The sequence below is a fragment of the Zymomonas mobilis subsp. pomaceae ATCC 29192 genome (assembly GCF_000218875.1).
Classification (GTDB): Bacteria; Pseudomonadota; Alphaproteobacteria; order Sphingomonadales; family Sphingomonadaceae; genus Zymomonas; species Zymomonas pomaceae.
Window position 1 is genome coordinate 176,384 of record NC_015709.1, and the last position, 18,715, is coordinate 195,098.

Annotated in this window: 17 protein-coding genes; 9 read left to right on the top strand and 8 right to left on the bottom strand. The window is 44.7% G+C overall.

The window, feature by feature from the left end:
• Positions 1–20: 20 nt before the first annotated feature.
• The 3 genes from ilvN to miaA form a co-directional block, all read right to left on the bottom strand.
• Entirely contained in the window at positions 21–533 is a 513-nt protein-coding gene (gene ilvN / locus ZYMOP_RS00800; protein ID WP_013933460.1) for an acetolactate synthase small subunit, read from the bottom strand.
• Between the two features lie 21 nt (positions 534–554).
• Positions 555–2,336, bottom strand: coding sequence for a biosynthetic-type acetolactate synthase large subunit (gene ilvB, locus ZYMOP_RS00805; protein ID WP_013933461.1), 1,782 nt, complete (start codon positions 2,334–2,336; stop codon positions 555–557).
• A gap of 142 nt (positions 2,337–2,478) precedes the next feature.
• A complete protein-coding gene (gene miaA, locus ZYMOP_RS00810; RefSeq protein ID WP_013933462.1) occupies positions 2,479–3,426 on the bottom strand; it encodes a tRNA (adenosine(37)-N6)-dimethylallyltransferase MiaA in 948 nt (315 codons plus the stop codon).
• Between miaA and serB the strand changes: the two genes are divergently transcribed.
• The 3 genes from serB (at position 3,419) to ZYMOP_RS00825 (ending at position 7,672) form a co-directional block, all read left to right on the top strand.
• A complete protein-coding gene (serB, locus tag ZYMOP_RS00815; RefSeq protein ID WP_013933463.1) occupies positions 3,419–4,300 on the top strand; it encodes a phosphoserine phosphatase SerB in 882 nt (293 codons plus the stop codon). The genes miaA and serB overlap by 8 nt on opposite strands.
• A gap of 424 nt (positions 4,301–4,724) precedes the next feature.
• Positions 4,725–6,182, top strand: coding sequence for a cytochrome-c peroxidase (locus ZYMOP_RS00820; RefSeq protein ID WP_013933464.1), 1,458 nt, complete (start codon positions 4,725–4,727; stop codon positions 6,180–6,182).
• A 143-nt stretch (positions 6,183–6,325) separates the two neighbouring features.
• The gene (locus tag ZYMOP_RS00825; protein ID WP_041581611.1) at positions 6,326–7,672 is read left to right on the top strand and encodes a TldD/PmbA family protein; all 1,347 of its coding nucleotides are present in this window, start codon (positions 6,326–6,328) and stop codon (positions 7,670–7,672) included.
• Between the two features lie 59 nt (positions 7,673–7,731).
• Here ZYMOP_RS00825 and ZYMOP_RS00830 read toward each other — a convergent pair whose 3' ends face one another.
• Positions 7,732–8,622 carry a DMT family transporter gene (locus ZYMOP_RS00830; protein ID WP_013933466.1) on the bottom strand — a complete coding sequence of 297 codons (891 nt, stop codon included), beginning with the start codon at positions 8,620–8,622 and terminating at the stop codon, positions 7,732–7,734.
• Positions 8,623–8,637: 15 nt separating this feature from the next.
• Positions 8,638–9,267, bottom strand: a complete 630-nt coding sequence (locus ZYMOP_RS00835) for a carbonic anhydrase (RefSeq protein WP_013933467.1) — start codon at positions 9,265–9,267, stop codon at positions 8,638–8,640.
• A 100-nt stretch (positions 9,268–9,367) separates the two neighbouring features.
• Here ZYMOP_RS00835 and lipA point away from each other — a divergent pair, with 100 nt between their 5' ends.
• Positions 9,368–10,339 (top strand): lipoyl synthase, encoded by a 972-nt coding sequence (gene lipA, locus ZYMOP_RS00840; protein ID WP_013933468.1) that lies wholly within the window; start codon positions 9,368–9,370, stop codon positions 10,337–10,339.
• Positions 10,339–10,794 (top strand): type II toxin-antitoxin system RatA family toxin, encoded by a 456-nt coding sequence (locus ZYMOP_RS00845; RefSeq protein ID WP_013933469.1) that lies wholly within the window; start codon positions 10,339–10,341, stop codon positions 10,792–10,794. Before lipA ends, ZYMOP_RS00845 begins: the two co-directional genes overlap by 1 nt.
• A gap of 6 nt (positions 10,795–10,800) precedes the next feature.
• Here ZYMOP_RS00845 and ZYMOP_RS00850 read toward each other — a convergent pair whose 3' ends face one another.
• The 3 genes from ZYMOP_RS00850 to ZYMOP_RS00860 form a co-directional block, all read right to left on the bottom strand.
• On the bottom strand, positions 10,801–11,367 hold the full coding sequence (locus tag ZYMOP_RS00850) for a CinA family protein (RefSeq protein ID WP_252507463.1): 567 nt from the start codon (positions 11,365–11,367) through the stop codon (positions 10,801–10,803).
• A 103-nt stretch (positions 11,368–11,470) separates the two neighbouring features.
• Positions 11,471–12,004, bottom strand: coding sequence for a hypothetical protein (locus ZYMOP_RS00855; RefSeq protein ID WP_013933471.1), 534 nt, complete (start codon positions 12,002–12,004; stop codon positions 11,471–11,473).
• An 11-nt stretch (positions 12,005–12,015) separates the two neighbouring features.
• Positions 12,016–13,173, bottom strand: coding sequence for a bifunctional 2-C-methyl-D-erythritol 4-phosphate cytidylyltransferase/2-C-methyl-D-erythritol 2,4-cyclodiphosphate synthase (locus ZYMOP_RS00860; RefSeq protein ID WP_041581840.1), 1,158 nt, complete (start codon positions 13,171–13,173; stop codon positions 12,016–12,018).
• A gap of 188 nt (positions 13,174–13,361) precedes the next feature.
• Here ZYMOP_RS00860 and dusB point away from each other — a divergent pair, with 188 nt between their 5' ends.
• The 4 genes from dusB to ntrX all read left to right on the top strand — a co-directional run bounded on the left by dusB (position 13,362) and on the right by ntrX (position 18,555).
• Positions 13,362–14,387, top strand: a complete 1,026-nt coding sequence (gene dusB / locus ZYMOP_RS00865; protein ID WP_013933473.1) for a tRNA dihydrouridine synthase DusB — start codon at positions 13,362–13,364, stop codon at positions 14,385–14,387.
• A gap of 11 nt (positions 14,388–14,398) precedes the next feature.
• Positions 14,399–14,713 (top strand): helix-turn-helix domain-containing protein, encoded by a 315-nt coding sequence (locus ZYMOP_RS00870; protein WP_013933474.1) that lies wholly within the window; start codon positions 14,399–14,401, stop codon positions 14,711–14,713.
• Between the two features lie 138 nt (positions 14,714–14,851).
• The gene (locus tag ZYMOP_RS00875; RefSeq protein WP_013933475.1) at positions 14,852–17,155 is read left to right on the top strand and encodes a sensor histidine kinase; all 2,304 of its coding nucleotides are present in this window, start codon (positions 14,852–14,854) and stop codon (positions 17,153–17,155) included.
• Positions 17,155–18,555, top strand: a complete 1,401-nt coding sequence (gene ntrX / locus ZYMOP_RS00880; protein WP_013933476.1) for a nitrogen assimilation response regulator NtrX — start codon at positions 17,155–17,157, stop codon at positions 18,553–18,555. Before ZYMOP_RS00875 ends, ntrX begins: the two co-directional genes overlap by 1 nt.
• The last annotated feature ends 160 nt before the right edge of the window (positions 18,556–18,715 follow it).

Here is an 18,715-nt window from a genome sequence, read left to right on the forward strand (position 1 = left end):
GGCACGAATACGGGGTGGTGTTAAAAGGCATCCCGACCGCGCGCCATAGCGGCAATACCTGTGCGGGCGACTTCAACCAACCCCAATTCACCCATTAATTCGAGAAATTTTTCAACTTTTTCTGTTGTGCCGGTTACTTCGAAAATAAAACTGGCGATAGTCGCATCCACTACGCGCGCGTGGTAAACCTCGGCCAGCCTTAACGCTTCGATCCGGTTATCCCCAACACCAACCACTTTAATAAGGGCTAATTCCCGCTCTACATGGGGGCCAACAGCGGTTAAATCGACTACCCGATGAACAGGCGGTAGCCGATCAAGCTGATGCACCATTTGGTCGATAACATGAGGAAGGCCACTCGTAACAATACTAACCCGACTTATTGTGTTGTCTTTAGTAACATCAGCAACCGTTAGGCTTTCAATATTGTAACCTCTGGTAGAGAACATGCCCGAAATGCGGGCAAGAATACCGGCAACATTATCAACAGTGATAGAGAGCGTATGGCGCTCTATCACTTCTCCGTTATCCATAATGTGTAAATTCCTTAAGCCTTAACCGCGTATAGAGGCTGCTGAGGTAGCAGAAGCGGCATAATCCTGCTTTTGAATATGATTATCAGGAATATCTGATTCCATAAGCATTTCTGTCTGACCGGCTCCAGGAGGTACCATAGGAAGACAATTTGCTAACTGTGCCACTTGACAGTCTACCAAGACAGGGCCGGGCGTATCCAACATTGTCTTAATACCATTTTCAAGCTGGGAAGGCTTTTCAATTCTCAAACCATGCCAGCCATAGGCCTTAGCAAGCGCAACAAAATCAGGCAAAGCTTCAGAATAACTCTGGGAACGGCGATGATCATAAAGCAGATCCTGCCACTGACGTACCATTCCCATAAAGCGATTATTCAAGATGAAAATTTTGACCGGCAACCGATATTGCGCAACAGTGGCCATTTCCTGAATATTCATCTGGAAAGAAGCTTCTCCAGCGATCGTTATACATAAACTATCTGGATTACCGACTTGAGCCCCGATGATAGACGGGAAACCATAGCCCATGGTGCCTAATCCCCCTGAAGTCAGGAAGTGGTTAGGCTCATCAAAACCAAAATATTGCGCCGTCCACATTTGATGCTGTCCTACCTCGGTAGAGACAATCGGATGGCGATCTTTGGTGGCTTCCCACAGACGACGAATTGCCTGTTGAGGCATGATTTCGTTGCCTTTGTTGCGGAAATTCAGACATTGTTTAGCACGCCATTCGTCAATCTGAACCCACCATGCAGAGATGTCCTGCATCTGATAACGCTTTTCTTTCCAAAGCGTAACCATGTCTTTCATAACAGAGCCGACATCCCCAACAATCGGTAAATCAACACGGATAATACGATTGATAGAAGAGCGATCTATATCAACATGAATCTTTTTGGCATGAGGTGCAAAGCTGTCCACGCGGCAGGTTACACGATCATCAAAACGGCTTCCAAGGGCAACGACCAGATCCGCTTCATGGGTAGCATAATTGGCTTCATAGGTGCCATGCATACCCAGCATACCCAACCATTGAGGAGAGGACGCAGGGAAAGCCCCCAATCCCATCAGAGTAGAGGTAACAGGTACGCCTGTAACTTCTGCCAATTCCCTAAGCGCTTTACTCGCTTCGGGACCAGAGTTGATAATGCCACCACCCGTATAGAATATAGGCCTTTTTGCCTGAGACAGCATTTCCAAGGCTTTTGATATCTCAGAGGGGTCTGCCTTCATTCTTGGACGATAGCCCCGATGCATCCGTTTATTCAAATCGGGTTTGACATAGTCAATTACCGCCGTCTGAACATTTTTCGGAAGATCAATAAGCACTGGGCCCGGACGACCAGAGGTGGCAAGATGGAAAGCTTCAACAATAGTTTGTGCTAATTCTTTAGGATCACGCACCAGATAATTATGCTTGGTACAATGGCGTGTAATCCCGATCGTATCAGCTTCCTGAAACGCATCGGTACCAATCAGATTGGTTGCGACCTGACCAGAGAAAACGACAAGCGGAATGGAATCAAGCATAGCGTCGGTAATGCCAGTAACGGCGTTGGTGGCCCCTGGTCCAGAGGTAACCATCACGACGCCGGGTTTACCGGTTGATCGTGCATAGCCTTCAGCTGCATGAACGGCGCCGCCTTCTTGGCGCGCCAGAATATGCCGGATGCCTTCTTCCTGATAAAGGGCATCATAAATGGGGAGTACTGCTCCGCCGGGATAGCCGAAGATCAGATCGACACCCATATCCTTGAGGGTTTCAAGAACAATAGCGGCGCCGCTGAGTTGGCGACACATGCTTTTTTTCCTTTTCGAAGACGCCATGAGTAGGAAAACCATAATCATGGACAGTTTATAGCCTTGTTATTTTAAGAGGCTAAAAATGAAGCGATGCTTAAAACAGCAATAGTGGAGCATGGCCTTAAAAGAATAAAACTATTCAGGTCAACAACATAGATAACAATTTTGTTGCGAAATCATCAATTTTTTTAAAATCGATGTCATCGAAAATTTTTATCCATGCCTCATTTGTCTGGTGACGGAACCATGTTCGTTGCCTTTTTGCATATTGACGGGTCGCTGCTTTAGCTTTTTCGATCATTGTTAATCGATCAATATCACCTTTCAGATAAGAAGTTATTTCTCTTACGCCAATAGCACGCATTATCGGGAGCTCTTCCGGCAATCGACGTGCTAGTAGGTTATTAACTTCTTTCTCGGCGCCTTGTTCCAACATTTGATCAAATCTTTTATCGCATCGCGCTCTCAAGACATTTGCAGGTGGTATAACTATCGCCGAGTGAAGTTTTATTTCTTCAGCAATACCACCTTTTTTCTTTTTCTGCCAATGAAAAAGTGTATTTCCCGTAGATCGGACAACTTCTAAGGCCCGCATAATGCGTGTCTTATCCATTGGATTGAGTTTTTGCGCTGCCACCGCATCTTCTTTTTCTAAGGCAGCATAGGCTTCTTCAACACTCATCTTTCTAATATAAGTTCTAATGTCAGGATCAATATCGGGTATGGGGGCAATACCCTCTAAAAGTGTACGAATATAAAGCCCTGTGCCCCCGACAAGGATGGGTAACATCTCTTTTTCGTGGGCTTTCTTAATTTCCTTCTTCGCTAATTCTGCCCAAAAAACAGCTGAAGCCGGTTGAGCACCATCCTGAATGCCGAATAGGCGATGCGGTACCAAAGCCTCGTCTTCTTGGCTCGGTCGTGCGGTTAAGATACGGAGATCTTTATATAATTGCGAAGCATCCGCATTAATAATAATGCCGGACTTTTTCATTCCCATGGCAATCGCTAATTGCGACTTGCCGCTTGCGGTCGGGCCTGCGATGAGGAGAACTGGATGTTTTTTAGGAGATTCGGATATGCTCATTGCTACGCTGATAGCAGCAAAATCCTTGCCCGTAGATGCTCTTGATCAAGCAAAATCGCTTTTAGCCGCTAAGGGCGGAAAAACGGGAGCGATTAAATGGTTAGAGTCTCAAAAGGCGGTTGATGTGCCTTTGGAAAATATTAGCCTTACCGATGCACGAAGCGCCTTATTCGATTTTACAACGGATGTGGACGTTTTTGTTCAAGAGGAAGCCCATCGGCGTAAGAAATTATTAATTTCAGACATGGACTCAACCGCGATTCAGGATGAGTGCATGGATGAATTAGCCGATTATGCTGGTTTTAGAAAAGAATCGGAAGATATCACTATCCGTGCCATGCGCGGAGAACTGAATTTTGAGGAATCTTTGAAAGCGCGAACGAAACTTTTAACCGGTCTTAAAACCTCGGTTATTCAAGAATGTTATCGGGATCGCATTCATCAAACACCGGGAATCAAAACCCTCATTCAAACGATGAACGCCAATGGTGCCCATTGCTTTTTGGTATCCGGCGGCTTTCTTGATTTTGCTATTCCGGTTGCAAAAGAGATCGGCTTCGAAAAAGCTTTTGCTAATACTCTGGAAGTCGAAGGTGATACCTTGACCGGTCGTGTTTTGGATCCGATCTTGGGGCCAGAAACCAAGAAAGAGATTCTGCTGGAAGAATGCGCACGGTATAATATCAGCATTGAAGATAGTATAACCTTGGGCGACGGTGCCAATGATATTCCGATGATACAAGCTGCCGGGCTTGGTGTCGCTTATCATGCCAAACCCCGTACGGTTTCTATGTCAGATGCCCATATCAGCTATGGTGATATGACAACTATTCTTTATGCTCAGGGTTATACATCTGATCAGTGGGTAAAATAAAAACCTTAGTTTGATGGATAGCTTTTTATAAGGGGTAGCCTTTTTTGAGGAGGCTGCCCCTTAGATTTTAATTTATCATTAGATTTTTATTAGATTTTTTAGTGCTTTAACTTTCTTTGATTTTTCTGTTTTTATTCAAAAATTTTTTTTACGAATGTATTTGTAATTTTTTCAATTTCTGAAATTAGGAAAAATATTACAAGATTTGTCCTATATGAATTAAGTGCGGGCAAGAGTCTCGGGGCTTAAAACTTGGAACAGGATTAACTTTTTGGTAGCGTGCCCGCCAATAATTATAATAAAATTTTCTTAAGTGAGATTAAGATATTTTTATTTAAGTCAATAAAAACAAATATCGCTTTTTAAAGCTATCCTATTGGATAAGCCATAGTGATATTCAAGATATAAGAAGTGGGGTGTTTGCATGAATATTAAGGCTTTACTGGGATCTGCTGTCGTTTTAGCGATAGTAGCCTATGGGGCAACCACCTCTTATCTTGTCCATTATGATCACAAGACAGCGCCTAAACTTTCTGATTCTTCGCCTACCCATAATGATCCAAAAGCTAAGGCCGCCTTTGCCACTATTGCAGAAGCGCGCTGCGATTACTGTCATAGCAAAGAGGCTAAATTACCTTTTTATGCCAGCCTTCCTGTCGCAAAACAGTTAATGCAGCATGATATAGAGGAGGGACTGCGCCATTTTCAAATTCAGCCTGTTTTGACTGCATTGGAAAAGGGCGAACCTGTAGATGAAGAATCTCTTGCGCGTATTCAATACGTGGTCGAGCATAATATGATGCCGCCTAATCTGTATCTCTTTATGCATTGGCATGCCGCGTTAGGCAAAAATGGCAAAAAAGCAATGCTTGAATGGATTGGGGCAACCCGGATTAAAAATTACGATACGGCAGGTGTCGCTCGTCAATTTTTAGATGCGCCTATCCAACCTATTCCCGCCGCAGATTTTTCTAATAAAGCAAAAATTGCCCTTGGTGAGCAGCTGTTTTTTGATAAGCAGCTCTCTGGTGATGGCACCCTGAATTGCGCTAGTTGTCATGGCCTTAACAAGGGCGGTGTAGATAATTTAGTAACGGCGACAGGGATCGGCGGCCAAAAAGGGCCAATTAATGTCCCTACCGTATATAATTCAGTATATAACAAATTACAGTTTTGGGACGGACGAGCTAAAGATCTGCCAGATCAGGCGGCAGGCCCAATTATGAATCCTGTTGAGATGGGCTCCCATAGCTGGACAGAAGTAAGCCAGCGTGTAGCGGATCAACCGGGCTATAAAGCGGCTTTCACTCAGGTATATGGTAATAGTACCATCGATAAAGAACGTATTACCGATGCTATTGGCGCTTATGAGGCAACATTGGTAACGCCCGATAGCCGCTTTGATCAATATTTGAAAGGGAACGATCACGCTATTACAGCACAGGAAAAGCGTGGTTATGCTTTATTTCAAGATTTAGGCTGTGCGTCTTGCCATGTAGGCAAAGAGATGGGTGGGCAAAGCTTTGAAATCATGGGGCTAGAAGGCGATTATTTCGGGAAACGAGGACATCCGACGGATGCTGATCTTGGCCGTTTCTCCCAGACCCACAATGATCTTGACCGGCATCGTTTTAATGTTCCAACCCTACGCAATATTGCGCTAACGGCACCCTATTTCCATGATGGTAGCGCAAAAACATTGGAAGATGCGGTGAAAGTTATGGTACGCTATCAGACGCGTAAAGGCAGTATTCCAGAACAGGACATCAATGATATAGTAGCTTTCTTGAAAGCCCAGACCGGCACCTATCGTGGTCACAATTTAGCAACTATTACGGAAGCAGAAGCTGATCCTCAAACAATGTCGATTGGTGGAAAATAAGAATATCATCGAAATATTAAGTTTTTAACTTTTAAAAATTTTAGCCCCTCTTTTCCCTGTTTCTCTAGAAATAGTGTGAAAAAGGGGTAATTTTTTCTAAAAATTCTCTGTTATCTAGGGGCATGATCGCTTATTCCATAAGTATGTTGACGATATCGCAAGCGGAAGAATATGCAGCTGATTTGGTAGCTGCGGCAGGTCGAGCCGGCGCAGATGCGGCGGATGCTATCTTTGTGGAAGGCCGTTCAACCGATGTTTCGGTGCGTTTAGGCCAGTTAGAGGATGTTGGACGCTCAGAAGGTGCTGAAATAGGGCTGAGATTATTTGTTGGTCAGCGTTCAGCCAGTGTTTCCTCTTCTGATTTTTCAAAAGAGGCTCTTTCAGCCCTTGTGGAAAGAGCGATAGCCATGGCACGGGAAGCACCGGAAGATCCATGGGCAGGCCTTGCTCCCAAAGAACTTCTGATGAAGGGGGCCTTGGCATATCTTGAAAATGATGATGGTCGGGAAATTGACCCTGCTATTTTACGCGAACTGGCTTTGACGAGCGAAGATGCCGCGCGTTCAGTAGAAGGTGTTACCAATAGTGAAGGCGCGTCTGCTAGTGCAGGCCGCACAATTTTTGCTATGTCAACCAGCACTGGTTTTACTCGGGGTTATAGTGCCTCCAGCTATGGCTGTTCTGCTTGTGTTATTGCCGGACAAGGTAACACTATGCAGCGTGACTATGATTTCCATACGACACGCTATTTTGAAGATCTCGATCCCGCGGCTGAAATTGGTAAAAGAGCCGGTGAACGCGCCATTGCACGCTTAAATCCACAGCGATTGACCAGTGGGCAGATGCCTATCGTATTTGACCCTCGTGTTGGAAGCAGCTTTTTATCCTATTTGATACAGGCCATCAGTGGGAGTGCTATTACGCGAAAAACGAGCTTCTTATTGGATAGTTTGGATCAGAATATTTTTAATGAAGCTATCACTGTAAAGGAAGATCCTTTCCGAAAACGAGGATTAGCTTCACGGGCTTTTGATGGTGAAGGCTTACCAACAAAACCGCTTAATATTATTGACCAAGGGCGCTTAACAACTTGGCTACTTGATTCAGCTGCTGCTCGGCAGCTTAATAAGGTCCCAACAGGGCATGCGCGTCGTGGGGTAGGGGGGCCACCTTCTATTGGAACCGGTAATCTCTATATAGCAGCCGGAAAAGAAACACCGGCGGCTTTAATGAGTGATATAAAAGAAGGCCTCTATGTCACAGAAATGATTGGTAGCGGGGTCAATTTGATTACAGGTGATTATAGCCGTGGTGCTTCTGGCTTTATTATTCGGGATGGTCAAATAGCAGAACCCGTCGCTGAAATTACTATTGCGGCTAATTTAAAAGATATGTTTATGAATATAGTTGCCGCTAATGATTTGCGATTCCGGCGCTCAACAGAAGTGCCAACTTTGCGAATAGAGGGTATGATGGTGGCTGGTCAGTAAAGAATAATTTAGTTTTTTATAGAAAAAATAAGGCTTGCTCAAAAACAGGCCTTATTTTTTTAGAACTTTCTTTCAGAAAGAGAAACTATTTCCTGATCGAAATAGTCTCGCCAAGGTTTAGCCAACATAAAAGCTAACAGTAAGAGCAGCGCCGCCGGTATGCAAAATCGAGGAAGTGATTTTTGTGTTATTAAAAGATAGAGCGCACTTACTAAGGGTTCCAAGCACAAGATTAAAGCCATTGAAAAAACAGGTAAAGCTTGCTGCGCTTTATTAAAAGCAAACTGGGTTATGGCGATAAAAACTGCTAATATCAGTAATTCTATGAAGGAGATCAGATTAAAGGTTATGCCATGATAAAAGTAAAAAGCCGCAGGCGTAGCAAGAAGCGTCTGCGTTAACAGGCTTATGATCGCCAGAGATAGCGGATTAAGGCCTAATCTTTTTAAGGCATGACCATTTAAGAATAAGAAAACCGCATAGCTGATAGCTGCCACAAAAACGAGGATCTGACCAAAATCAAAAGACCAAGGTAAGATTGGTTGTGCTAAAAAGACCAAGGCGAAAAAAGCGATTGAGGCCGCTGCCAATAAGCGGAAATTTTGGGCCTCATAAAATTGACGTTTAAGGGATAAAAAAACGACAATAACAATCATGCTTGCCATAATAGCAGCCGTTTGGTGAGGCCCTATGCGCATTAAACCGGAAATTTCCAAATAAAATGCGCTAGATTGTAATAAGCCTACAAGTCCTCCATAGATCCACTCTTTAGAAGTAAGTGAAGGTGGACGGCCTTGTATCCCGATTAAAATACACGCAGCCAAGCCCTGACTGATGACTAGAACAGAGGCAAAACCCATTTGAAGGAGGGTTTGCCCCATGAAAAAAGAAGTTATGGAAATCATCAGCATAGCTAAAATAGCTATTCCAAAGGAAGAGAAACGTCTCATTTTTCTTGTTGGGAACTAAAGGCTGATAAATTCATCATTATTAGGTTCTAAAAGATGTAATGAACCACTTTCGATAGCAAACCATGCTCCGTGTAAATCTAATTTGCCTGCTTCTTCACGGTCTCTTACGAAAGAAAAGCTTCTCAAATTTTTAAGACTGGTACGAACGCCTTCATGTTCTAATTTGCAAGCGGTATCTGGACCATGCCCATGTTCTGCGACGACCTTGTCCCGTGCTTGATCCAGAAGCGCAATCCAACTTTTGATAAAGAAATCGTCTTCTTCATCTTCGCTGCCTGTACCTTCTAAAGAAGCTTTAATACCACCACAGGCACCATGCCCCATGACTAAAATATCGCTCACCTCTAATTTGGTTACAGCATACTCAATAGCGGCAGATACCCCATGATAGCCTAATTCTTTTTCAAAAGGGGGAACTAATGCACCGACGACACGTACGACAAAGATTTCACCTGGATTGGTATCAAAAATTTGTGCAGGATCTACGCGACTATCGGAACAAGCGATTAAAAGTACTTTGGGATTTTGACCTTTAGATAACTGTTCCCAATTTTCCCGCTGTTGAATCCAATTACCACTCCGAAAACGCTGATACCCCATAATAAGTTTTTGAAAATCAATCATAGAAAAAATCTTTCTTCGTAGAATGAAAAATTGATAATTCTGTTGTGCCTATCTCTTCGCGGGGTGGCAAGTAACGAAAGGTATCGCTAAATAAAGAAACATGACTAAGATTCCTGCCCCCTCAGAAAAAACAAGTAGCCAGACTTCTGGTTCCTCATTTCGTACTAAACCGGATTGGATTCGCGTCCGGTCACCCGGTGGCGTGGCTTTTACGGAAACAAAGGGAGTGATCCGGAAATTAGGTCTATCCACGGTTTGTGAAGAGGCCGCTTGTCCCAATATCGGAGAATGTTGGACTAAAAAACAGGCTACTGTTATGATTTTGGGAGAAATTTGTACCCGTGCTTGTGCTTTTTGTAATGTAAAAACGGGTCTACCTGACAAAGTTGACCCCATGGAGCCAGGACATGTCGCGGATATTGCCGCTGAAATGAAATTGGAACATATTGTTATTACTTCGGTAGATCGGGATGATCTGGAAGATGGGGGCGCGTCTCAATTTGTAAAAGTAATCGAAGCCGTAAAAGCGCGTACACCAGAAACAACCATCGAGATATTAACCCCTGATTTTCGGAACAAACCGGAAGCGGCACTGGATGCTATTGTAAAAGCACATCCTGATGTTTTTAATCACAATCTTGAAACGGTTCCTCGTCTTTACCCCACTATTCGTCCCGGTGCCCGATACTACACTTCATTACGTCTATTAGAGAAGGTTAAGGAACGAGACCCTTCTATTTTTACAAAATCAGGATTGATGCTGGGTTTGGGTGAAGCGCGTTTAGAAGTCCATCAGGTAATGGATGATATGCGACAAGCCGATATCGATTTTCTTACTTTAGGGCAGTATTTACGGCCAACGCCCAATCACGTCGAAGTCAGCGAATTTGTACCCCCTGAGAATTTCAAGGCTTATGCAGCGACTGCACGGGCAAAGGGCTTTTCCATGGTAGCCGCATCGCCTTTAACCCGCTCCAGCTATTATGCAGGGGCGGATTTTAGGCGTCTTAAAGAAGCTCGAATGAAAAAATTAGCGAATAATGCTGAAAAAATACAGGGAGAGGCTTTTTAATGCCCCATTATGCAGAATCTAAAATCCTGCCCTACACGCCGGAACAGCTTTTCGATTTGGTTGCAGACGTCAAACAATATCCCGAATTTTTACCATGGATTATAGCCGTTCGTGTGCGTTCCAGTAATGAGAAGTCAATGTTAGCAGATTTAATCGTAGGTTTTAAAGCCTTACGAGAAAGTTTTACTTCTCATATTATACTGGATTCCCCTCATCATTTAAAAGTTGACTATATAGAAGGTCCCTTATCGCATTTGCATAATGAATGGCATTTTATCCCCGATCCGTCGGGGGGAACCCGACTGGATTTTATGGTAGATTTCTCTTTTAAATCACGGATATTTGAAGCCATTGCAGGACAATTTTTTGATCGTGCTGTTCAACGAATGGCTACAGCTTTTGAAGATCGCGCCAATAATCTTTATGGGCAAAAAACTGATCCAGCAGTGTCCTGATCCTATTTAGTGAGAAATAGAAGCATCAGGCATCAAAAGATTAAGCGCGCTTAAAGCCGCCTGTAAGCGTATTTCTGAACGGCCAAGATTACCAAAAAACTTTTGCTCTGCGACGACTTCATTAGGGTCAGCATCCCGTCTAGCACGAGCAAAGACGACGGTTCCAACAGGTTTTCTTTCGTCACCCCCAGTAGGTCCGGCAATACCGGTGATAGCGACGGCAATGTCTGCATTGCTTTTTTCAACAGCATTGCGGGCCATTGCCCAAGCAACCGCCAGTGAAACTGAACCAAAGGTTTCCAAAACGTCCTGACTGATATTCAAGAGATCTATTTTTGCTTCATTAGCATAGGTAACAAACCCTGCTTCGAAAACATCAGAAGCACCGGCAACTTCCGTTAAGGCTGCCATGACCAAACCACCCGTGCAGCTTTCAGCGACAGCTATACGCTGTCCGGCCGCACGATTAGCATCAATGACCAGACTAGCGCGAGTAACCAGTTCAATCGGAAGATTAAAGTGATTTTTTTCAGCAGTCTGGTTTTCTTCGATATGCTTAATTTCCTCTTCCATCTTTTCAGAAGCTTCAGAAGAAGGTGTCGGAGATTCTTTATGTGGATCAGAAGACACAGGAGGGACTGCACCATTGGTCTGATTATCGTCCATAGTCATCGATTTAATCTCCAGAACAAATATCAAATGGTAAAATAGGCCCTACTTTGCCTACTTTTTTTACTAAAGTGAAAGCTAATACAGATATATCACTGATGCGGTTGGCAGATTGATCCGCAATTGAAGGCAATAGACTATTGATAAGCCCACAGGATTGTGGCTTCATCTTTTGACTAACTGTTTCAGCAACCATAGATTCAATGGCTGTTCTTTTCCCGTCATCCCCCATATCAGCAACAGCATTGCCCGCCAGCCGATCAAGTGCCAGTTTGGCCTTGGGCCAGTCGGGGGCACTTTCTCGGCGGAAGCGTTCACTTAGAACCGCTTCCTGTTTTACCATATAGGCCTGTTCTCCTAAAACAGAAGAACATTGCATATTAGCCCCATGCAGCAACCCCGGAAGCGCTGTTTCCATCAAGGCTTGTGCCTCAGCATGGGTCATACATTGGTTTTCAGCAGCAATAGCCTCGGTCGTGGTCGCCCCTATACCGAAAAGGCAGGCGGTAAGCGCTAAATAATAGCGAGTGACAGGCTTCATAATAAACGTATTTAGCACAAAATCAGGGGTAAGCGAATACTGGTAACAGCTTGCGCTGCAATTCCTTCACCCCGACCCGTGAAACCCAATTTTTCGGTCGTGGTCGCCTTAATACTTACTCTTTGTTCAGGCAAACCGACAACCGATGCAATATGTTGGCGAATAGCCGGGCGATGCGGGCCTATTTTGGGCGCTTCGCAGATAACGGTCACATCAACATGATCAATGATGCCTCCCGCTTTTTTAACTAGACTGACAGCATGTTCAAGAAACTGTGTGGAATCAGCCCCTTTCCAGCGTGGATCACTAGGCGGAAAATGGGTGCCAATATCGCCATCAGCGATGGCACCTAATAAGGCATCGGTCAGAGCATGAAGCGCCACATCAGCATCCGAATGACCCGCCAGACCCTGATTATGTGGTATTTTTAGGCCACCCAGCATAATATGATCACCGGATTTGAACGCATGCACATCAAAACCTGATCCACAAACAGATATCATTTTTTCAGTCATCTGAGTCTCTGCTGCTAAAAAATCCGCTGGATAAGTAAGCTTTTCCAGCATTTTATCCCCTGTCACTAAGGCAACTTCTTGATGATAAGCTCTGATAACCTGAGCATCATCAGTGGGTTCTCTGCTCCCTGACCAAGCCTGATGTGCGGCTAATATCGTCTCAAGGTCAAAAGCCTGCGGCGTTTGCACGCGATGAAACAGCGCGCGGTCAACGGCAGCGCCTTTTAGATCGATAAGGGTATCAACCACTGGCAATACCGGTATAGCTGCCTTGTTATCTTTTAAAGCATTCAATAAACGATCAATGACTGAAAGCGGTAAAAAAGGCCGTGCAGCATCATGGATGAATACCTGCCTATACCCCATATTTTGGGCAGCGATCAAACCATTGATCACAGAATCACGTCTAAAAACACCACCGATAACGGGCGCAGGTAAACGACGATTGCCAATGGCTTCTTTATATAAATCCTCATGACCGCTTGCGATAACAACCTGCACAGTATCAATTTCAGGATGGGCTAAAAGCGCATCAATCGCATGGGCCAAAATGGTTTTACCCGCAATTTTCCGGTATTGTTTGGGAAGGCCTTCTCCGGCTCTTTTCCCCTGTCCGGCTGCAACAATAAGCGCAATATTTTTTGTATTTTTCATAGTCACATAGCGAGCCATAAGCTTTTTCGGTTCACTTGCAAATATAGTTCTATACGCTTCCCTTTAAGCGAATTTTTTCAATGACCTCACCTTTTAAACACGGTTTTTTATGTCAGATATGTTTATATTAATCCAAATATCCAAGGCGGTGCTTGTTTGAAGAATAAAAGCAATATATCGCTTTTATTATGACCAACAGTGAAGACAAGGCAGCCCCTATCCGGCTTTTACCAATCAATATTGGTTCGGTCAGGATAGATAATCCGGTTATTCTGGCACCGATGACGGGCGTTACTGATTTGCCCTTCCGAAGTATAGTACGTCGCTATGGTTCTGGGCTGAATGTCACGGAAATGATTGCCAGTCAGGCTATGATTCGGGAAACGCGTCAGTCCTTACAGAAATCGACATGGGATCCCGAAGAAGAACCCATCTCCGTTCAGTTGGTCGGCTGTGCGGCAGAAGATATGGCTGAATCTGCCAAGCTTAATCAGGATCGGGGTGCCGCCATTATTGATATCAACATGGGGTGTCCGGTACGAAAAGTCGTCAGTGGGGATGCTGGTTCAGCTTTGATGCGTGATCTAAAACTGGCGGCTTCTATTATTGAAGCCACGGTTAAGGCGGTGTCTTTACCCGTTACGTTAAAAATGCGGATGGGATGGGATCTTAACAGTCTTAACGCACCGGAATTAGCCAGAATCGCCGAAGATATCGGTATAAAGATGATTACCGTCCATGGCCGCACACGTAACCAGTTATATAAAGGGCATGCGGATTGGGCTTTTGTTAAGAAAGTCAAAGATGCGGTGTCTATCCCCGTCATCGTTAATGGCGATATTTGTAATCTCGATGATGCTGTGTCTGCGCTTTCTCAATCCCATGCCGATGGCATCATGGTGGGACGGGGTGCCTATGGTAAGCCTTGGCTTTTGGCACAATTGATGAAGGGTTTACAGGGGGCGACTGAAATGGAAACACCTTCAATTGATGCTCAATATCAAACGATTAAAGAGCATTACGAACGAATGCTTGATTATTATGGCATAACAACCGGCGTTAATATCGCCCGAAAGCATATCGGATGGTACACGAAAGGGCTGCCCGCTTCGGCAGAATTTCGTAATAAAATCAATCGTGAAGAAGATCCTGTGATTGTCAAAAAAATGTTAGCCGAATTTTATCGCCCATGGCTGTCACAGATAGCCGCTTAAAGGGTTATCGCATGGATCATTATAAAGAAACCCAGTTTGTCACTTTGCCACCGCATCTGGGAGAAGGCAGAGTTGCTATCCCCAAAGAAGGTCTAGCCGAGGCAATCGAATCCCATCTGCTTTATTATTTTGCCGTTTTTGGTGAGAATTTACCTCCAGACGGGTTATTGGAACATATTCTGGCTGAAGTAGAACGACCTTTATTAAAGGTTGTTTTAAAGGCTGTCGGGGGTAACCGGATAAGAGCCGCTAAATTATTAGGTATCAATCGGAATACTTTACGTCAGAAATGCGTTAATCGTCATGTCGATCCAGATAAGATTTAAAAACTATTTTTGAATAGTTCGCTAAATGGATGTAATCACCTGCCAAAAGGCAGTCATTCTGTAATTTTGAGTAAAAAATGCGTCGAATTGAAGTCCATTGTGTTTTGATTACATCGTCTTTGTAGTATCATTGCAACGATGGTGGAGGAACAACCCATAAAAACCCCCGAGATAAATGACACTCAAACTTTGATTGCAAAACGTCATTTTTCTAAACGGCGGCTTTATTATTTTATTTATCGCCGTTTCCCGGCATTAGCTGAAGCCTTTACTTTTGTGTGCTGTTTGATGATAGCCTTTATAAGCTATCGCTTGGTTATGTACCATGGCACACCCTCAAAGCCCCTAAGCCCTCTGGTTATTGCCTCTTTATTAGTTGCTAATCTTATGCCTGCCATGGTTTTGATGGCGTTGCTGGCGCGTCGTCTGGCATTAAGACGTGCTGCAAGATCTCTACTTGGCGGGAGAGGGCGACTTCATGTTCGGTTAGTGGCTATTTTTTCGGTCGTTGCCGCCGTTCCGACCTTGCTGGTTGTTATTTTTGCATCGTTACTTTTTCAGTACGGCGTATCCTTTTGGTTTTCGGATAGTGCACGTACGATTCTTACTAATGCAGATCGGGTTGCGCAATCTTATGTTAAGGAGAATACCGACCGTATCATTGGTGACATCAATGCCATGCCGAACGACTTTCATGCAGCCTTAGCACAAGCCCCGATTGAAGATCCTCGTTGGAGCCGATTCATTTTTATGCAGCTCATCAATCGGGGATTAAATGAAGTGGCTTTATTACAAATGCCCCCATCTGATACGGGCACGCCTATCATGTTAGCCGGTGCCTTAACGGATACAAGGCCTTTAGAAAGCCGATTGTCCGCTAAAATGCTTCCTGCTCTTCGAAATGGGCAAGTAAGAACCGATATTGCGTCCGGTGATCGTATCGAAGCGACTATTCAGCTTGATCCAAAAGCCCGTCTTTATATCTATGTTTCACGTCAATTAGACCCTGTGGTTCTCTTGCAAGCCTCTCGTGCAAGAACGGCACTGGGTGATTATAATAGATTAGTAGAAAGTTCACGTGTTTTACAGATCCGCTTTAACACTGCGTTATTAGTGGTCTCCTTGCTGATTGTCGCTATTGCGATTTACATCGCCTTTATGGTTGCGGATCGTATTGTCCGCCCCCTTTCTAATATGGTCGAAGCAGTCAGACGTATCGGATCAGGCGATTTAGCAGCACGGACAGAATTGAAGCATAATCATGATGAAATAGGTACCCTTGGTTTAGCCTTTAATCGGATGGCCAATAAGCTTGAAGAACAAACAGGGGCCCTGATGTCGGCTAATCACTTGTTAGATAGCCGCCGTGCTTTTACCGAGGCTGTTCTCTCGGGTGTTTCGGCAGGTGTTTTATCCGTAGATAGTCACCATGCTATCCAGCTAGTCAATCTTTCAGCGCAGCATTTGTTAAAAGCTGATGAAAAAACGTTAATTGGTGAATCTTTAGACAATATTGCGCCCGAATTGGATAGTTTGTTAGATCAGAAAACCGGTGACAGTATTGTTCATATCTTGATTGATAACGAACCGCGCACCTTTGCGGTAAGAGTGGTAAAGGCTGAAGACAATCACGTCTTAACTTTTGATGATATTACACAACAGTTAGCTGATCAACGCTCAGCAGCATGGGCTGACGTTGCCCGTCGTATTGCTCACGAGATTAAAAATCCACTTACCCCTATCCAATTAGCAGCCGAACGTCTGCAAAGGCGCTATGGCCGTCAGATAACCTCTGATGAAGAGACTTTTAGTCGTCTGACTAGTACTATTGTCAGGCAAGTGGGTGATCTGCGGCGTATGGTAGATGAATTTTCTTCCTTTGCCCGTATGCCTAAACCTGTATTCCAAAAAGAAACCATTACCGATATTGGTCGTCATGCTTTATTTTTACATGAGGTAGCACATCCTCAAATTACCTTTATATTTGAGACAGAAGAAGATCTTCCGCTTATGGTCTGTGACCGGCGGCAATTAGGTCGGGCTTTAACTAATCTTGTCAAGAATGCCGTGGAAGCCATTGAAGAATGTGATCGTGGCGGAATCGGACATGTCTGGATGACCTTAAAACGTGAAGGCGGCTATTTGATTATTGATGTCGCAGATGATGGTATTGGTTTACCAAAAGAGCGGGAAAGACTGACAGAACCTTATATGACCACCCGTGTCAGAGGAACGGGTCTTGGCCTTGCTATTGTGAAAAAGATTGTTGAGGAACATGCCGGAACAATAGCTTTTCTAGACCGCGAAGGCGGTGGAACTATCGTGCGTCTTTCTTTTGATCTGGTAGCGCTTGCTCCAGTGACGGTAGAAAACGCAGCAGAAAAGGGAATACGTAATCAGGAACCCGCTATTCCCGGACTTACCCGATCAAGGAGCGAATAATGGCGCTAGAAATTCTGGTCGTTGATGATGAAATGGACATTCGTGAACTGGTAGCGGGGGTTCTTGATGATGAAGGCTATGCCACAAGAACGGCTGCAGACAGTGATGCGACCTTACAGGCGTTAGCCGAACGACGACCCTCTCTGGTTCTACTAGATGTATGGTTGAAAGGGTCAAAACTTGATGGTCTTGAATTACTCGACGAGATAAAAAAACGTGACCCTACTTTGCCGGTATTGGTGATTTCGGGGCATGGCAATATCGATACAGCGGTCACAGCTATTCGACAGGGTGCGGTTGATTTTATCGAAAAACCCTTTGAAGCAGAACGCCTTTTGCTGCTGGTAGAACGCGCCACTGAAACCGAGCGGTTAAGACAGGAATATGCTTCCTTAAAGGCTAAGATTGGCCATACGGAAGAATTGACCGGTAATTCAAGCGCGATCAATCATGTTCGCGCCACCTTAAAAAGAGTAGCGGGCACCGGCAGCCGTGTCTTGATCACAGGGCCTGCTGGCGTGGGTAAGGAAGTCGCGGCACGCTTGCTTCATATGTGGAGTCCGCGTTCAGCCGCACCCTTTATTGTTGTGTCAGCCGCTTGGATGGAACCTGAACGCGTCGAAGAAGAGCTATTCGGTATGGAAGACGCGCATGGTGTCGTTCGTCCGGGTTTACTTGAAAAGGCGCATGGCGGCACTCTGTTTCTTGACGAAATTGCCGATATGCCGATTCCTACCCAAGCCAAAATTTTGCGCGTCTTAACTGACCAAAGCTTTATTCGCGTTGGGGGCGAAAGAACGGTTAAGGTAGATGTTCGGGTCGTTTCTGCAACGGCACGCGACTTAGCCCGTGAAATTGCCGAGGGTCGGTTTCGTGAAGATCTTTATTACCGATTAAATGTCGTTCCTGTGCATTTACCCGCATTGGCAGATCGGCGAGAAGATATTCCTGTCCTGATAGACCATTTTGTTGCTCATTACGCGACCGAAAGGCGTGTCGCAGCGCCTCAAGTCTCTGAAGAGGCACTTGCTGCCTTACAAGCCTATGATTGGCCCGGAAATGTGCGCCAGCTTCGCAATGTGGTTGAGCGCACAATCATTCTAGCGCCCGGTGATCGCCTTAGCCGTATTGATGTCGATATGTTGCCTGCGGAAGTCTTGGGTGATCAAAATAGCCTGACGGCAGAGGGACAATCCACGCGTTCTATTATTGGTACCCCTCTAAGAGAAGCACGGGAAACTTTTGAACGAGAATATCTGAGAGTCCAAATTCGACGGTTTTCGGGTAATATTTCGCGTACAGCTTCTTTTATCGGTATGGAGCGTTCCGCGTTGCATCGAAAATTAAAAAGTCTGGGGCTGGCGGAACCGCGGAATAATAGTGGCGATAATAATAGCTAAAACGCCGTTATTAAGAAACCTTGTAAGAAACCCCTGCATTTTTAATATTTGTAGGGGTTTTTTTATAAAGTTACGGAAAATCTGAATTTTATGACACCGGTCAAAAGGAGGCCTGGTGTTAGTGGTCAGGACTCAATAAAAAAGGAGACTTTTTAGGCGC

Coding starts and splice junctions, on each gene's coding strand:
- ZYMOP_RS00825 (WP_041581611.1), top strand. CDS start 6,326: ATGTTGACGATATCGCAAGCGGAAGAATATGCAGCTGATTTGGTAGCT.
- ZYMOP_RS00830 (WP_013933466.1), bottom strand. CDS start 8,622: ATGAGACGTTTCTCTTCCTTTGGAATAGCTATTTTAGCTATGCTGATG.
- ZYMOP_RS00835 (WP_013933467.1), bottom strand. CDS start 9,267: ATGATTGATTTTCAAAAACTTATTATGGGGTATCAGCGTTTTCGGAGT.
- miaA (WP_013933462.1), bottom strand. CDS start 3,426: ATGAGCATATCCGAATCTCCTAAAAAACATCCAGTTCTCCTCATCGCA.
- dusB (WP_013933473.1), top strand. CDS start 13,362: ATGACCAACAGTGAAGACAAGGCAGCCCCTATCCGGCTTTTACCAATC.
- ilvN (WP_013933460.1), bottom strand. CDS start 533: ATGGATAACGGAGAAGTGATAGAGCGCCATACGCTCTCTATCACTGTT.
- ZYMOP_RS00870 (WP_013933474.1), top strand. CDS start 14,399: ATGGATCATTATAAAGAAACCCAGTTTGTCACTTTGCCACCGCATCTG.
- ZYMOP_RS00860 (WP_041581840.1), bottom strand. CDS start 13,173: ATGAAAAATACAAAAAATATTGCGCTTATTGTTGCAGCCGGACAGGGG.
- lipA (WP_013933468.1), top strand. CDS start 9,368: ATGACTAAGATTCCTGCCCCCTCAGAAAAAACAAGTAGCCAGACTTCT.
- ZYMOP_RS00850 (WP_252507463.1), bottom strand. CDS start 11,367: ATGGAAGAGGAAATTAAGCATATCGAAGAAAACCAGACTGCTGAAAAA.
- ZYMOP_RS00855 (WP_013933471.1), bottom strand. CDS start 12,004: ATGAAGCCTGTCACTCGCTATTATTTAGCGCTTACCGCCTGCCTTTTC.
- ZYMOP_RS00875 (WP_013933475.1), top strand. CDS start 14,852: ATGGTGGAGGAACAACCCATAAAAACCCCCGAGATAAATGACACTCAA.
- serB (WP_013933463.1), top strand. CDS start 3,419: ATGCTCATTGCTACGCTGATAGCAGCAAAATCCTTGCCCGTAGATGCT.
- ntrX (WP_013933476.1), top strand. CDS start 17,155: ATGGCGCTAGAAATTCTGGTCGTTGATGATGAAATGGACATTCGTGAA.
- ZYMOP_RS00845 (WP_013933469.1), top strand. CDS start 10,339: ATGCCCCATTATGCAGAATCTAAAATCCTGCCCTACACGCCGGAACAG.
- ilvB (WP_013933461.1), bottom strand. CDS start 2,336: ATGTGTCGCCAACTCAGCGGCGCCGCTATTGTTCTTGAAACCCTCAAG.
- ZYMOP_RS00820 (WP_013933464.1), top strand. CDS start 4,725: ATGAATATTAAGGCTTTACTGGGATCTGCTGTCGTTTTAGCGATAGTA.